The following is a 14,814-nucleotide window of genomic DNA, read 5'->3' as shown; positions in this document are numbered from 1 at the left end:
CGCCCCGGCGGTGGCGACCCCTGCCGAGGAGGACCAGCTGATCGAACCCCGCCGCCCGCCCGGCCGTCGACCCGGGAACCCGGGCACCCGGGACGCCGTCCTCGCCGCGGCGCGGGCCGCGTTCGCCGAGCGGGGCTTCGACGGCGCCTCCGTCCGCGGCATCGCCGCTGCGGCCGGCGTCGACCCGGCGTTGGTGCACCACTACTTCGGCACCAAGGACAAGCTGTTCCTGGCAGCCGTCGAGGCGCCGGTCGACCCTGCCGACCTGCTGCCCGAGGTGCTCACCGCGGCACCCGAGGACCGGGGCGCGGCCGTCGTGCGCGTGGTGCTCCGGCTGTGGGACGGCCCGGCCCGTCCCGGCATCCTCGCGCTGGTCCGGTCGGCGGTGAACCACGAGTGGTCGGCCAGGCTGCTGCGGGAGTTCGTCCTCACGAAGGTCATCCGCCGGGTCGTCGGCTCGATCGACATGCCGGTCGAGGAGCGCCAGGCCCGCGGCGCGCTCCTGGCCTCCCAGGTGGTCGGCCTGGTCGTGACCCGCTACGTCATCCAGCTGGAGCCGATCGCCTCGGCGTCGCGGGAGGACCTGGCCGCGGCCATCGGGCCGACGCTGCAGCGGTACCTGACCGGCGAGGTCGACCTGCCCGGTGCCCGCTGAGCACCGGGCGGGGCGACGTCAGCGCTGCAGCCGCGGGTCGAAGAAGTCGCGCAGCGCGTCCCCGAGCAGGTTGAAGGCGAAGACCGCGACGGACAGGATGAGCCCCGGCGCGATGATCATCCACGGCGCGAGCTCCACGTAGCGGGCGCCGCTGGAGAGCATGCCGCCCCACGAGGGGGTCGGCGGCGGCGTCCCGATGCCCAGGAAGCTCAGCGCCGACTCCGCGATGATCACGCCGGCGAACAGCAGCGAGGCCATCGTCATCATCGGTGCGGCCATGTTGGGCAGCACGTGCTTGACCATGGTCCGCAGCGAGGAGGAGCCGGTGGCACGGGCGGCCTCGATGTAGGTCTCCTCGCGGATCCGCATCGTCTCGGCGCGGGCCACCCGGTTGAACGACGGGGTGATCACGATCGTGAGGGCGATGATCGTGCTGGACATCGACGGGGTGAGCACCACCGCGAGGAAGAGCAGCAGCACCAGCGGCGGCACGGACTGGATGGCGTCCATGAGCCGCTGGATGACCATGTCCTTGCGCTTGCCGAGGAAACCCGACGTGACGCCGATGAGGGTGCCGAGCACGAGGCTGACGACCGTGGTGACGACGCTGACGATCATCGACGACCGTGCGCCGTAGATGAGCCGGCTCAGCACGTCGCGGCCGAGGTCGTCGGTGCCCAGCCAGAAGGTGCCCGAGGGCGCCTCGGTCAGGTTGCGCCGGAACTGCTGCAGCGGGTCGTAGGGCGCCAGCAGCGGCGCGAACACCGCCATGACCACGAAGACCGTGATGAGCGCCAGGCTGACCGCGCCGAGCTTCTCGGTGCGGATGAACCGCTTGAGGCCGGCCCAGGCGGCGGCCGCCCCGCGCCGGCGCGGAGGCGCCTCCGAGCTGCTCGGGGTCGGCGGGGTGCGGTCGCCGGACCGCGGCTGGTCCGGGACGACCGGTGCGAGCGGGCTGCCCGCCACGTCGCTGCTCATCTGCCGGCCTCCCTGGCCGCTCGGATCCGGGGATCGATGAAGGCGTACAGCAGGTCGATGATGATCATCGTGACGATGAACAGGCCCGCGTAGAAGATCGTGCAGGCGATCACGACCGGGTAGTCGCGGTCGAGCACGGCCTGGTAGACGAGCTGGCCGGTGCCCGGCAGCGAGAACATCTGCTCGAGGATCACGGTCCCGCCGAGGACGGTGGCCAGGTCCACCCCGATCAGGGTCAGCACGGCGATCACCGAGTTGCGCATCGCGTGCTTGAACAGCACCAGCCGTTCGCCGGCGCCCTTGGCGCGGACGGTCCGGATGTACTGGGAGCCGAGGTTCTCCAGCAGCGAGGACCGGGTCATCCGGGTGATGCCGGCCATGGACGCCGTCCCCAGGGCGATCGCGGGGATCGCCATGTGCTGCGCCCAGGACACGAAGTCCTCGGTCGGCCCCCGGTAGACGAACGGCGGGGACCAGGCGAACCAGAGCCCGAGCGCGGTGAGGATGAGCAGTCCGAGGACGAAGTTCGGTACCGACAGGAACGTCACCGCGGTGACCCGGACGGCGCCGTCGGTCGCCGTCCCCCGCCGGACGGCGGCGATGATGCCCAGCACCAGCCCGAGGACGGTGCCGATGACCAGCGCCAGGCCACCCAGCTGCAAGGTGATCGGTATCCGGTCGAGGAACAGGTCGACGACCGGCTCGTCGGTGTAGAACGAGCGGCCGAAGTCCCCCTGCACGGCGTTGCCGAGGAAGCTGCCGAGCTGCTCCCATACCGGGCGGTCCAGACCGAGCTCCGACCGCATGGCCGCGGCCTGCTCCTCGGTGGCGCCGGTGTCGGCGAGCATGACGTCGACGGCGTCACTGGGGATGAAGGTGATCGCGACGAACACGAAGACGGTGACGAGGGCGAGGACCACCAGGCCGTAGACGAGGCGGCCGAGGACGTAGCGGATCATGCGCGCTGCACCTGCCGGGGTTCGTCGAGGAGGTGACACGCCGCCACCCGGCCGGGCTGGCCCGCGTCGTAGAGCGGCGGGTGCTCGGTGGGGCACCGGTCGAAGACGGCCGGGCACCGGGTGTGGAAGCGGCAACCGCTGGGCGGGGCGCTGGCGCTGGGCACCTCGCCGGTGGCCACGCCGCGTTCCTGGGCGCGGGCGGTGACCGGGTCGTGGCCGGGGATCGCCGCGAGCAGCATCTGGGTGTACGGGTGCTGGGGATCGGCGAAGACCGCGTCACCGTCGCCGCGCTCGACGATCTCGCCCATGTACATGACGCACAGCTCGTCGGCCATGTACCGCACCACGTTGAGGTCGTGCGCGATGAACAGGTAGGACAGGCCCAGCTCGCGCTGCAGGCGCTTGAGCAGGTTGAGCACCTGCGCCTGCACGGACACGTCGAGGGCCGACACGGCCTCGTCGCAGATGATCAGGTCGGGGTTGGTCGCCAGTGCCCGCGCGATGCCGATCCGCTGCGCCTGACCGCCGGAGAACTGGTGCGGGAACTTGTGCAGGTCCCGGCCGGACAGGCCGACGGTCTCCAGCACCTCCACCACCCGATCGGTCCGCGCCCGCCCCGAGGCGACGCGGTGCACCTCCAGCGGCTCCCCGACGATGTCGCCCACGGTGAGCCGCGGGTTCAGCGACCCGAACGGGTCCTGGAACACCATCTGCATGCGGCGGCGCAGCGCCTTGACCTCCTTGCCGCGCATGGCCAGCACGTCCTGGCCGTCGAAGCGGACCTCGCCCGACGTCGGCTCGATCAGCCGGGAGACCAGCCGGGCCGCGGTCGACTTCCCCGAGCCGGACTCCCCGACCAGGCCCACGGTCTTCCCCCGCGGGATGGCGAAGGAGATGCCGTCGACGGCGTGCACCGTGCCCACCGGTCGGCCGAGCACGCCCTTGCGGATCTGGTAGTGCTTCACCAGGTCCCGCGCCTCGAGCAGCGGCGTCCCAGCGTCCGCCACGCGGTCGGGGTCTCGGACCGCCGGGTCAGCCTGCACGTCCGACCCCCAGTGCGCTCGCGCCCTCACCGGAGGGGCCGGCGGCCCTGCCCCGGACGGCCCCGGCAGGCGTCCGGTCGTGCAGCCAGCAGCGGCTGTCCCGGCCGGCTGCGATGTCGAACAGGGGTGGCTCCTCGGTCGGGCACCGGTCGAAGGCCTCGGGGCACCGCGGGTGGAAGCGGCAGCCCGACGGCGTCTCGAGCAGGCTCGGCACCGCACCGCGGATCGCCGGCATGAGCGCGTCGCGGCTGATCGTCGGGCTGGGGATGGAGGCGAGCAGTGCCCGTGTGTAGGGGTTCTGCGGGTCGTTCAGCACGTCCTCGACCCGGCCCTGCTCGACCACCTTGCCCGCGTACATGACCACCACCCGGTCGGCCATCTCCGCCACCACGCCCATGTCGTGGGTGATGAAGAGCATCGCGGTGCCGTGGTCACGCTGCAGCGTGCGCATCAGCCGCAGGATCTGGGCCTCGACCGTGACGTCGAGGGCGGTGGTGGGCTCGTCCGCGATGAGCAGCGAGGGGTTGCAGGCCAGCGCGATCGCGATCATCACCCGCTGCTGCTGCCCGCCGGAGAGCTCGTGCGGGTAGGAGCGGGCCCGCCGCTCCGGGTCGGGCAGGCCGACCTCCCGCAGCAGGTCCACCGCCCGTTGCTGCGCCTCCTTGCGGCCGGTCTCCCGGTGCAGCCGGATCGCCTCGACGATCTGGTTGCCGACGGTGTAGAGCGGGTCCAGGGCCGTCATCGGGTTCTGGAAGACCATGGCGATCTCCTCGCCCCGGATCTCCCGCATCCGCTTGGTCCCCACCGAGGCGAGGTCCTCGTCGCGGTAGCGGATCGAGCCGCCCTCGACCCGGCCGGAGTCCAGCAGGCCCATCACCGCCAGCGCGGTCACGCTCTTCCCCGACCCCGACTCCCCCACGACCGCCACGGTCTCGCCGGGGTGGACGTCGAAGGACACGTCGCTCACCGCCTCCACCGGCCCCTGCCGGGTGGGGAAGCGGACGCGGAGGTTGGTCACCTCGAGCAGGGGAACGGTCCCGGTCACCGCGCCGACCCCATCGAGCGGGTCGTCGTCGACCCGCCGTCGACGGCCAGCACCTGGCCGGTGACCATGCGGGCCTCGTCGGAGGCCAGGAACAACGCGGCGTTGGCGATGTCGGACGGCTGCCCGATCACGGGGATGCCCGGCCCGCCGGTGGGCAGCTCGCGGCCGGTCCGGGCGAACGCGTCCTTGATCCGGTCGGTCGCCGTCCCGCCGGGGGCGATCGCGTTCACCCGGATGCCGTGCTTGGCGTAGGAGGCGGCCATCGCGCGGGTGAGGGCGATGACCCCGCCCTTGGCGGCCGAGTAGGCCGAGCGACCCGGGTCCACGCCCATCAGGCCGGCCGCCGACGAGGTGTTGATGACGCTGCCGCCGCGGTCGAGCAGGTGCGGGATGGCGAACCGGGACACCAGGAAGGTGCCGTACAGGTCGACGTTGAGCGCCCGCCACCACTCGTCGATGGGCACCTCGTGCACGGCGCCGTCGTTGGCGGTCGAGCCCCCGGCGTTGTTGTAGACGACGTCGAGCTGCCCGAACCGCTCGACGCCGGTGGCCACCGTGGCGGCCACCGAATCGGGGTCGGTCACGTCGCAGGGCACGAAGAGGGCGGCACCGCCCTCGCCCGTCACCTGCTCCTCGGTCGCCTTGCCGAGGTCCTCGGCGCGGTCGGCGACGATCACCGAGGCACCCGCACGGGCGAACCGCACCGACGCCTCCCGGCCGATGCCCGACCCGGCGCCGGTGATGACGGCGACCTTCCCAGCCAGTCGCAGGCCCGGCGCGGTCACTCGCAGACCCACATGTCGGCGTAGAGGCTGCCCTGGTAGATCGGCGACTGCTGGTAGTTCGCCACCCGGCTGCTCGCCACCCAGAACTGGTAGTACTGCACCGGCAGGAACGACGCGGCGACCTCGGTCTCCATGTAGCGCTGGAACTCTCGGTACATCTCGTTGCGTGCCTCCTCGTCGAGCTCGGCCCGCGACTCGGCGATCATCCGGTCGACCTCGGGGTCGCTGATCGCGGCGTAGTTCTCCCGCGAGCCGGTCCGGTAGTCCTGGATCGTCTGGTCGGGGAAGATCACCGACCGCGCGGCCTTGCTCAGGTCGTACTGCTGCTCGCGCCGCCGGCCGACCGCCGTCGCGGGGTCCTGGATCTGGATCTCCACCTCGATGCCGACCTCGGCCAGGTCGGCGACGATCCACTCGCCCTCCCGCACGTCGGACTCGCTGAGCTGCTGCACCAGCAGGGTGGTGGAGAACCCGTCCGGGTAGCCGGCCTCGGCGAGCAGCTCGCGGGCCTGCTCCGGGTCGTACGGACGCACCTCCGCGAGCTCCTCCTCGGTCAGCGCCGCCGGCGAGATGTCGGGCCGCAGCAGCGAGGTCGCGTTGTACCGGCCGCGGATGCTCTCGCCCATGCCCTCCCAGTCGATGGCCATCGCGATGGCGCGCCGCACGCGGACGTCGGTGAACGGCTCGGCCGTCGTGTTGATGTCGAAGCTGACCAGGTTCGAGGGCTGCTCGATGAGCTGGAAGTCGGGGGTGTCGGCGAAGGTGTTCTCGGCGACGTCGAAGGGGACCGTGGCGATGTCCAGCCGGCCGCTGCGCAGCGCCGCGGTGACCGCCGCGGTGTCGCTGATGACGGGCAGCCGGATCTCGTCGAGGAAGGCCTCGCCGAAGTAGTCGGGGTTGCGCTCGAGCACCCACTCCACGTCCGGGGTGTGCTCGGCGACCATGTAGGGCCCGGTGCCGATCGCCGTCGTCCCCATGTCGAACTGACCCTCCACGCCCTCGCGCGGCAGGATGACGTTGAAGTGGTGCGCCATGTAGTCCAGGAACGGCGCGTAGGGCTGGCTGAGCTGGAAGACGACGGTGGAGTCACCCTCGGCGGTCACGCTGGCGATCGGCTCGGCCATCCACTTGTGCGGCGACTGGCTGGCCTTGAGGCCCTCGAAGGTGGCGACCACGTCGTCGGCGGTGAAGGGGCGGCCGCTGACGGGGGCGATGTCCTGCCAGACGACGTCGTCCCGGAGCTGGAAGGTGTAGGTCAGGCCGTCCTCGGAGACCTCCCACTCGGTGGCCAGGTCGCCGGTGAGCGCGTACTCCTCGGACTCCGGGTCGACCTCCAGCAGCTTGCTGTAGACGGTCCCGGACATGATCTGCATGAGCGAGGGGTCGTCGGTCACCAGGAAGTTGAGCCCGCGGCCCGGCTCGAACGGCTGCTGCACCGTCAGCGTGCCGCCCTGCTGGGCCTCGCAGCCGGCGCCCCCGGCCGCCGCCGCGTCGTCCCCCGAGTCACTGCCACTCCCGCACCCGGCCACCAGCAGTGCGGCGCACGCCAGGGTGGTCAGCCGCGGCAACGTCCTCTTCGACATGGGCTCGCTTCCTCGTCGTGGGTTCTCGCTCGTCGGGCCGCCCCTCCGACCCGGCGGCTCCGGGTGGGGTGAGCCACGGCACAGCCGGAGGAACTCATTCCTACGGCAGCCCCGGGCGGGGCCAAGCCCCTTTCCCGCGGCACGGAACAACCCGCCGTCGCCCGTCGCGGCGGCGGGCGACGGCCGGTTCAGGGACGGCTCGGACGCCGCCCTCGGGACGGCGTCAGAGCCACGGCTGGACCGACACCGCGACGGCCCGCTCCCCCGGGACCTCGCCGGCCAGCGTCTCGAGGGCGAGCGCCGCGTCGTCGAGTCCGAACGCGTGGGTGTGCAGCCTCTCCAGCGGGTGGCGGCCGGACTCGATGATCCGGATGGCGTCCTCGTAGCCCTGCGAGTCGACCCCGTAGGCGCCGACGACGGTGGCCGCCCGCTGGATGACCAGGTCGCTCACGAACGGGATCTCACGCCCGCCCTTGAGCCCGGCGAGCACCACCCGGCCCCCGTGCCGCACGCTCCTGAGCGCGTCGGTCACCGGCCCGGCGGCCATCGGGGTCAGCTCGAGGACGACGTCGGCCATCTCGCCGTCGGTGATCTCGGTGACCCGGGCGACGGTGTCCTCCTCGTCGACCACGATCGTGTGGTCGGCGCCGAGCTCCCGGGCGAGGGCCAGCTTGTGCGCGTCCGCGGCCAGGCCCGTGACGATCACCGTCTCCGCGCCGACCGCCTTCGCCGCGATGACCGAGGCCAGGCCGCGCTGGCCGGCACCGAGCACGAGCACGGTGTCGCCGAGCTGCGTCCCGCCCAGCCGGTAGCACCAGCGGATGCCGGCGGCCAGGGGGTTGAAGGTGGCCGCGAGATCGATCGGCACGTCGTTGCGCATCCGGTGCACCATCGAGCCCGGCGACAGGTACAGGTACTCGGCCAGCCCACCCCACAGGCTGGGCGCGTGGCTGACCGGGGAGACCCCGTGCGTGCCGTAGCGGTTCTGGCAGGACTGGGCCTTGCCCGACAGGCAGCGCCGGCAGGACCGGCAGGCGGCGATGATCTCCACGACGACCCGGTCGCCGACCTGCACGCCCAGCCGCTCGGCGGCCCGCTCGCCGATCTCCTCGACCACGCCGATCGGCTCGTGCCCGGGGATCGTCGGGTACTCGCGGTTGCCGAGCGCGCCCTTGTACTGCTCGACGTCGCTGCCGCACACGCCGTTGGCCTCGATCCGCACCAGACCCTCGTCCGGTCCGATCACCGGCCTCGGGAACTCCTGGACCTCGATCCGCCGCGGGCCGAGCTGGACCGCGGCCCGCACCGTGTCAGCCACGGCGTGACCCCTCCGTCGCCGGCGCGGTCACTCGCAGACCCACATGTCCGCGTAGAGGCTGCCCTGGTAGATCGGCGACTGCTGGTAGTTCTGCACCCGGCTGCCGGCCACCCAGAACTGGTAGTACTGCACCGGCAGCACGGCCCCCGCCACCTCGGTCTCCATGTACTCCTGGAACTCGCGGTAGGCGGCGTTGCGCTCGTCCTCGTCGAGGATGGTCCGGCTCTCGGCGATCATCTGGTCGACCTGCGGGTCGTTGATGGCGGCGTAGTTGTCGATCGACTGCGAGTGGAAGTCCTGGATCGTCTGGTCCGGGAAGATGACCGACCGCACCGCCTTGGTGATGTCGAACTCGTGGGCCCGCCGGCGGGTGATGCCGGTGGCCGGGTCGACGACGGCGATCTCCGCGGTGATGCCGACGTCGGCGAGGTCGGCGGCCATCCACTCCGCCTCGCGGACGTCGGCCTCGCTGAGCTGCTGGACCAGCAGCTCGAGCGTGAAGCCCTCCGGGACGCCGGCCTCGTCGAGCAGCTCGCGGGCCTGCTCCTGGTCGAAGGGACGCACCTCGGCGAGCTCGTCCTCGGTCAGGGCGGCCGCGGAGATGTCGGGGCGCACCAGGGACGTCGGGTTGTACCGGCCCCGCACGCTCTCGCCCATGCCCTGCCAGTCGATGGCCATCATGATGGCCCGGCGCACCCGGACGTCGTCGAACGGCGCCTTGGTCGTGTTGATGTAGAAGCTGACCTGGTTGGACGGCTGCTCGACGACCTGGAAGTCGGCGTTGTCGGCGAAGGAGCTCTCGGCGATGTCGAAGGGCACGGTGCCGATGTCGAGCCGGCCGCTGCGCAGGGCCGCCTGGACCGCCGCGGTGTCGCTGATGATCGGCAGCCGGATCTCGTCGACGTAGGCGTCCCCGAAGTAGTCCGGGTTGCGCTCGAGGACCCACTCCACGTCGGGGTCGTGCTCGGCGACCGTGTACGGCCCGGTGCCGATGTAGGTCTCGGCCATGTCGTACGTGCCCTCGACGCCCTCGCGGGGCAGGACGACGTTGAAGTGGTGGGCCAGGTACTCGAGGAAGGGCGCGTAGGGCCGCGACAGCGTGAAGACCACGGTGGTGTCGCCCTCGGCGGTCACGTTCTCCACCGGCTCGACCATCCACTTGTGCGCCGCGTTGCTGGCCTTGAGCCCCATGAACGTGGCCACGACGTCGTCGGCGGTGAACGCCCGCCCGTTGACCGGCGCGATGTCCTGCCAGACGACGTCGTCGCGCAGCTGGAAGGTGTAGGTCAGGCCGTCCTCGGAGACCTCCCACTCGGTGGCCAGGTCACCCTTCAGCGCGAATCCCTCGGCCTCGGGGTCCACCTCGAGCAGCTTGCTGTAGACGGTGCCCGACATGATCTGCATGAGCGACGGGTCGATGCTCTCGAAGAAGTTCGCGGTCGTCGCGAGCTCGAAGGGCTGCTGCACCGTGAGCGTGCCGCCCTGGCGCGGGTCGCAGCCGGCCGCCGTCCCGCTCCCGGCGGTGTCCCCACCACCCCCTCCACACCCGGAGAGGACGAGCGCGGCCGCACAGGTGGCGGCCGCCGCGCGGGGCAGGGTCTTCCTCGACATCAGCTGACTCCTTGCCGGCGGCCGCAGACGGCCGCGCAGACGACGTGGTCCCGCGAACGTGGCACACACCACACGGCGGGGGAACGCGACTCCCACGACGCGGAACCGCACCGGCGCCGCACCGGTGCGCCGGTCAGGCGCGGGGGGTGCGGGCCAGCTGACGGCTCTGGGCGACCAGGCGCCCGGTGGCGTCCCAGATGCGGTAGTCCTCGTCCAGCCACCCTCCGGCGACCTCGCCGGCCCGGGCCTCCACGAGGCACCAGCCCGGCGCCGGGACCGCCCGGACCAGCGCCTGCAGCTGCACCGTCGGCGCCCAGCCGAACCGGCCGGTGGCCCAGCCGGTCGGCGGCAGGACGTCGGCGAAGAGCAGCAACGCCAGCGGGTCGGGCTCGCGGCCGTCGGCGAGCCGCACCCACGCCCGCACCACCGGGTCGCTCGACGGCTCCCCCCGCACCCAGCCGGCGGTCTCGGGATCCAGCCGCGTGTGCACCCGGGTGCGCAGGCCCACCTCGGGCATCGGGTGCGCGTGCGTCCCGTCGTCGGTCGCGGGGAGGCAGTGCTCCACCGGCGTGGCCGCGGGGGGTGGGCACGCGGAGTACAGCGGCCGCTCGTCGGTCAGCGCCGCGGTCGTGACCTGCGCGGTCAGCGTCGGACCGGCCGCCCCGGCGAGGACGACGGAGGAGTGCGCCACCGTGCGCCCGGCCGTCCCCGGCAGCACGGTCAGCGTGACCGGACCGGGTGCGGTGGCCCGCAGGAAGCTCGCCGAGACCGCGACCGGATGGGGGTGCGGGCTGCCGGCCAGGGCCGCGCGGGCGGTGACCGCGAGCAGGTACCCGCCGTTGAGGATGCCCGGGCCGACGTCCCAGCCCGGGTCCAGGTCGGCGGTCAGTCCGCCGTCGGCCGCCGGGCGGACCGCCGTCGCGGCGTCGAACACGGACGCTCGGGGATCGATCTGCGGCACGGACCCGAGACTGCCAGGGTGGCTGTCCATGGAGTACACGCACCTGGGGCGCAGCGGCCTCTCGGTCTCGCGCCTCTGCCTGGGCACGATGAACTTCGGCTGGAAGACGCCGGAGGACGACGCCCACGCGATCCTGGACCGCGCGCAGGCCGAAGGGGTCAACTTCGTCGACACCGCCAACACCTACGGCTTCGACGCCGGCAAGGGGCGGACCGAGGAGGTGCTCGGCACCTGGTTCGCCCAGGGTGGGCAGCGCCGGGAGAAGACCGTGCTGGCCACCAAGGTGTACGGCTCCATGACCGAGTGGCCCAACGACACCTTCCTGTCCGCGCGCAACCTGGTCCGCTCCTGCGAGGCCTCGCTGTGCCGGCTGCAGACCGACTGGATCGACCTCTACCAGTTCCACCACGTCGACCCGGCCACGCCGTGGGACGAGATCTGGCAGGCCTGCGAGACGCTGGTCGCCCAGGGCAAGGTGCTCTACGTCGGGTCGTCCAACCACGCCGCCTGGCAGCTCGCCGCCGCCAACGAGGCGGCCGCCCGCCGGCACTTCCTCGGCCTGGTCAGCGAGCAGTCCCACTACAACCTGCTCACCCGGCACGTGGAGCTGGAGGTGCTCCCGGCGGCCCGGCACTACGGCGTCGGCATCGTGCCGTGGAGCCCGCTGGCCGGCGGACTGCTGGCCGGCGTCCTCGGTGAGGGCTCGGGCGAGCGGCGGCGGGCCGCCGGGGAGCGGGTGGAGCGGCACCGCCCGGCCCTGCAGGCCTACGAGGACGCCTGCCGGGAGTGGGGACTCCCGCCCGCAGACGTCGGCGTCGCCTGGCTGCTGCACCAGCCGGTGGTGACCGCACCGATCGTCGGCCCGCGCACGATGGAGCAGCTGGAGGGAGCCCTCGGCGCCCTGGCCGTCAGCCTGGACGACGACCAGCTGGCCCGGCTGGACGAGATCTGGCCCGGCTATCGAGAGGCGCCGATGGAGTACGCCTGGTAGCCGAGCCGCTCCCTCACGGGGCCGTCAGCCGACGGGCCAGGCCGCCACCCGTTCGTAGCGGACGGGGGTGCCGAGGTGGCTCTCCAGCAGTTCCACCTCGGTCACCGGCCAGCTCGGCCCGCGATAGCCGACCAGCCGGTCGGGCAGGGCGCCGTCGGCGGGCCGGCCGGGCCGCCAGCGACCCAGCGTGAGGTGCGCGCGGAAGGGCCGGTCCTCGACGGGCAGGCGGAGCTCGCGGGCGACGCCGGCCAGCCGGCCGGCCAGGCCGCCGAGCACGTCCGCGTCGCCGGTCACCCCGGCCCAGCACACCTGCGGGCGGCGCCGGGAGCCGAACCGCCCGCCGCCGGCCAGCCGCAGCGACAACGGCGGGGTGGCCGCCACCGCCGGCCCGGCGCCCGCGACGAGGGCGGGCACGTCCCCGGCCGGGACCCCACCGAGGAACAGCAGGGTGAGGTGCCAGCGCTCCGGCGGGGTCCACCCGGGCGCACCCGGAGCCACGCGCAGCGGGGCCAGTGCCCGGTCCAGGTCGGCCCGGGCGCCCGGTGGTGGGGTCACCGCGAAGAACAGCCGCCGTCTCCGCGGGCCGGTGGGCGGCGCGCTCAGCCGTGCACCGTCAGGCCCGCGTCGGCCAGCGCGGTCTGGACCCGCAGCCGCTCGACCTCGCGGGCCATGCCCTCCGGCGTCCCGGGCAGGGTGTGCGGCACCTCCAGCAGCAGCGCCGCCTCGACCAGCACGTCGTCGTAGGCGGCCTGCAGTCCGCGGCGGCGGGCCATGGGTGCGCCGGCGGGTACGTGCGCCAACTGCCGGGCGAGGCGGCGGAGGTCGGCCGCGACGGCCTCGAGCGGACGGCGAGGTGCGGGCGCGACCGGCTCCGGGTCGCGACGACGACGCGGCAGCTGCACGCGGAACGACCCGCAGAACCACCGGGCGAGCAGCCCCAGCAGGGCCACCGCCCCGATGAAGCCCACCGTGATGGCCAGGTACTGCAGCAGTGGGACGGCCATGTCGCCTCCGCGGAGCACTGGACGGGAGTCCCTCGCAACGGTACGTCGATCGGCGGCCGGGTGGACCCCCGTCAGCGGCGGGTGACCTGCTGGTCCGGCGCGGGTCCGGCCGTGGCGACCTCCGCCGTCCGGATCGGGACCGACGGCACCGCCCGCGCGCCGACGTGCAGGTGCAGCGAGGGCGGCGCCACGTGCGCCTCCAGACGGACCCGGCGGCCGCGGGCCAGCCAGGCCGCCGCACCGCAGCCGGCCAGCACGGCGACCGCCCCACCCAGGATCAGTCCCCAGGGCGCGCCCAGGTGCTCGGCCACCCAGCCGATGACCGGCGCACCGACCGGGGTGCCGCCCATGAAGCACATGAAGTACAGCGCCATGACCCGGCCGCGCATCTGCGGCTCGACACCCAGTTGGACGAAGCTGTTGTTGGCCACGCTGAACACCAGGCCGGCCGCTCCGGCGGGCACCAGGAGCACCGCGAAGGAGACGTAGCCCGGCATGAGCCCGCAGGCGATGGTGAGCAGCCCGAAGGCGATCGCCGCCAGCACCAGGAACCGCTGCCGCGGCCGCGCGCTGCGCCGGGTGGACAGCAGCGCACCGGACAGCGAGCCCACCGCGAAGCAGGTGGAGAGCAGCCCGAACGCCTCCGCGCCGAGGTCGAACGTCTCGCGGGCCATCAGCGCGATGGTGACCTGGTAGTTGAAGGCGAAGCTGCCCAGCACGAAGGCCAGCGCCATCGCCAGCACGAGGTCCGGATGGGCCCAGGTGTAGGCCAGCCCCTCCCGCAGTTGTCCCTTGGCCCGCGCGACCGGTGGGCTCGGGCGCAACTCCCCCGGCCGCATGCTCAGCAGGGCGCCGATGGTGAACGCGAAGCTGGCGGCGTTGACGAAGAACGCGGGTGCGGTGTCGCCGGACGCCGCCCCGATCAGGAGTCCGGCCATCGAGGGACCGACCAGCCGGGCCCCGTTGAAGACGGTGGAGTTCAGGCTGACCGCGTTGGTCAGCAACTCCGGACCGACCATCTCGGAGACGAAGGCCTGCCGCACCGGCGCGTCGATCGCGGACACCGCGCCGAGCAGGCCCGCGAGCACGAACACGTGCCACAGCGCGATGCCGTCCAGGGCGACGAGCACGCCCAGGACCAGCGCCAGCAGACCGAGCAGGGTCTGGGTCACGACCAGCATCCGGCGCTTGGCGTAGCGGTCGGCGAGCACCCCGCCGTACATGCTGAAGACCAGCGTGGGCCCGAACTGCAGCGCGGTGACCGCCCCGAGGGCCACGCCGCTGTCACCGGAGATCTGCAGCACCAGCCAGTCCTGGCCGATCCGCTGCATCCAGGTGCCGGTGAGACTGACCAGGTTGGCCGAGGCGTAGATGCGGTAGTTGCGCACCCGCAACGCCCGGAAGGAGCCGGCGCTACCGGTCACCCACTCGCCAGCTTGTCCATGATGGCCGCCGCCTCGCGGAGCACGGCCCGTTCCTCCGCGGTGAGCTCCTGCAACCGGCCGGAGAGCCACGCCTCGCGGGCGCGGGCCTCGGCGTTCAGCAGGTCCTCAGCGGCCCCGGTCAGGTCGATGACCACCTGCCGCCCGTCGGTGGGGTGCGGGCTCCGGGTGACCAGCCCCATGCCCTCCAGCGCGACGACCACGCGGGTCATCGACGGCGGCTGCACCCGCTCGTGCGAGGCCAGCTCCCCCGGGCTCATCGACCCGTGCCGCTTGAGCGTGGACAGCGCGGCCAGGTGGGTGAGGGTCACCGACTGGTCGACCCGCTGGTTGCGCAGCCGCCGGGAGAACCGCATGACCGCCAGCCGCAGGTCGTGGGCCAGCGCCGCGGTGTCCAGCGTCGTCCGGCTCACGATCGTTAGCCTAGCTGACAAGTGTG

Annotated in this window: 15 protein-coding genes; 2 read left to right on the top strand and 13 right to left on the bottom strand. The window is 72.9% G+C overall.

The features are described from left to right. Positions 1–10: 10 nt before the first annotated feature. Positions 11–655: a TetR/AcrR family transcriptional regulator gene (locus tag GCU56_RS07335; protein WP_204331645.1), complete on the top strand. Its 645-nt coding sequence runs from the start codon at positions 11–13 to the stop codon at positions 653–655. 18 nt (positions 656–673) lie between these two features. Here GCU56_RS07335 and GCU56_RS07330 read toward each other — a convergent pair whose 3' ends face one another. From GCU56_RS07330 to GCU56_RS07290, 9 genes are all read right to left on the bottom strand, one after another. Beyond that, positions 674–1,633 carry an ABC transporter permease gene (locus GCU56_RS07330; RefSeq protein ID WP_163480870.1) on the bottom strand — a complete coding sequence of 320 codons (960 nt, stop codon included), beginning with the start codon at positions 1,631–1,633 and terminating at the stop codon, positions 674–676. Next, positions 1,630–2,592 (bottom strand): ABC transporter permease, encoded by a 963-nt coding sequence (locus GCU56_RS07325; protein ID WP_163480869.1) that lies wholly within the window; start codon positions 2,590–2,592, stop codon positions 1,630–1,632. Before GCU56_RS07325 ends, GCU56_RS07330 begins: the two co-directional genes overlap by 4 nt. After that, entirely contained in the window at positions 2,589–3,599 is a 1,011-nt protein-coding gene (locus GCU56_RS07320) for an oligopeptide/dipeptide ABC transporter ATP-binding protein (RefSeq protein WP_163480868.1), read from the bottom strand. Before GCU56_RS07320 ends, GCU56_RS07325 begins: the two co-directional genes overlap by 4 nt. Positions 3,600–3,624: 25 nt before the next feature. Continuing rightward, positions 3,625–4,680: an oligopeptide/dipeptide ABC transporter ATP-binding protein gene (locus GCU56_RS07315; protein ID WP_163480867.1), complete on the bottom strand. Its 1,056-nt coding sequence runs from the start codon at positions 4,678–4,680 to the stop codon at positions 3,625–3,627. Further along, positions 4,677–5,465: a glucose 1-dehydrogenase gene (locus GCU56_RS07310; RefSeq protein ID WP_204331644.1), complete on the bottom strand. Its 789-nt coding sequence runs from the start codon at positions 5,463–5,465 to the stop codon at positions 4,677–4,679. Before GCU56_RS07310 ends, GCU56_RS07315 begins: the two co-directional genes overlap by 4 nt. Continuing rightward, positions 5,462–7,048, bottom strand: coding sequence for an ABC transporter substrate-binding protein (locus GCU56_RS07305; RefSeq protein WP_163480866.1), 1,587 nt, complete (start codon positions 7,046–7,048; stop codon positions 5,462–5,464). Before GCU56_RS07305 ends, GCU56_RS07310 begins: the two co-directional genes overlap by 4 nt. A gap of 223 nt (positions 7,049–7,271) precedes the next feature. Next, a complete protein-coding gene (locus tag GCU56_RS07300; RefSeq protein WP_163480865.1) occupies positions 7,272–8,366 on the bottom strand; it encodes an alcohol dehydrogenase catalytic domain-containing protein in 1,095 nt (364 codons plus the stop codon). A 27-nt stretch (positions 8,367–8,393) separates the two neighbouring features. Then, the gene (locus GCU56_RS07295; protein WP_163480864.1) at positions 8,394–9,977 is read right to left on the bottom strand and encodes an ABC transporter substrate-binding protein; all 1,584 of its coding nucleotides are present in this window, start codon (positions 9,975–9,977) and stop codon (positions 8,394–8,396) included. A gap of 133 nt (positions 9,978–10,110) precedes the next feature. Next, positions 10,111–10,938: a thioesterase family protein gene (locus GCU56_RS07290; RefSeq protein WP_345771701.1), complete on the bottom strand. Its 828-nt coding sequence runs from the start codon at positions 10,936–10,938 to the stop codon at positions 10,111–10,113. A gap of 28 nt (positions 10,939–10,966) precedes the next feature. Between GCU56_RS07290 and GCU56_RS07285 the strand changes: the two genes are divergently transcribed. After that, on the top strand, positions 10,967–11,929 hold the full coding sequence (locus tag GCU56_RS07285; RefSeq protein ID WP_163480862.1) for an aldo/keto reductase: 963 nt from the start codon (positions 10,967–10,969) through the stop codon (positions 11,927–11,929). A gap of 24 nt (positions 11,930–11,953) precedes the next feature. Here the strand turns inward: GCU56_RS07285 and thpR are convergent, their stop codons facing one another. From thpR to GCU56_RS07265, 4 genes are all read right to left on the bottom strand, one after another. Then, positions 11,954–12,496, bottom strand: a complete 543-nt coding sequence (gene thpR / locus GCU56_RS07280) for an RNA 2',3'-cyclic phosphodiesterase (protein ID WP_275585769.1) — start codon at positions 12,494–12,496, stop codon at positions 11,954–11,956. A gap of 32 nt (positions 12,497–12,528) precedes the next feature. After that, complete coding sequence (locus GCU56_RS07275; RefSeq protein WP_163480783.1) at positions 12,529–12,933, bottom strand: hypothetical protein; 405 nt, start codon at positions 12,931–12,933, stop codon at positions 12,529–12,531. A gap of 71 nt (positions 12,934–13,004) precedes the next feature. Beyond that, positions 13,005–14,357: an MFS transporter gene (locus GCU56_RS07270; RefSeq protein WP_163480861.1), complete on the bottom strand. Its 1,353-nt coding sequence runs from the start codon at positions 14,355–14,357 to the stop codon at positions 13,005–13,007. Next, complete coding sequence (locus GCU56_RS07265; protein ID WP_163480860.1) at positions 14,354–14,788, bottom strand: MarR family transcriptional regulator; 435 nt, start codon at positions 14,786–14,788, stop codon at positions 14,354–14,356. The genes GCU56_RS07270 and GCU56_RS07265 overlap by 4 nt, the downstream gene beginning before the upstream one ends. Positions 14,789–14,814: the final 26 nt, after the last annotated feature.

It is taken from the genome of Geodermatophilus sabuli, assembly GCF_010686765.1.
Classification (GTDB): Bacteria; Actinomycetota; Actinomycetes; order Mycobacteriales; family Geodermatophilaceae; genus Geodermatophilus; species Geodermatophilus sabuli_A.
The sequence above is the reverse complement of the archived record's forward strand: the minus strand, read 5'-3'. Positions and strand labels throughout refer to the sequence as shown.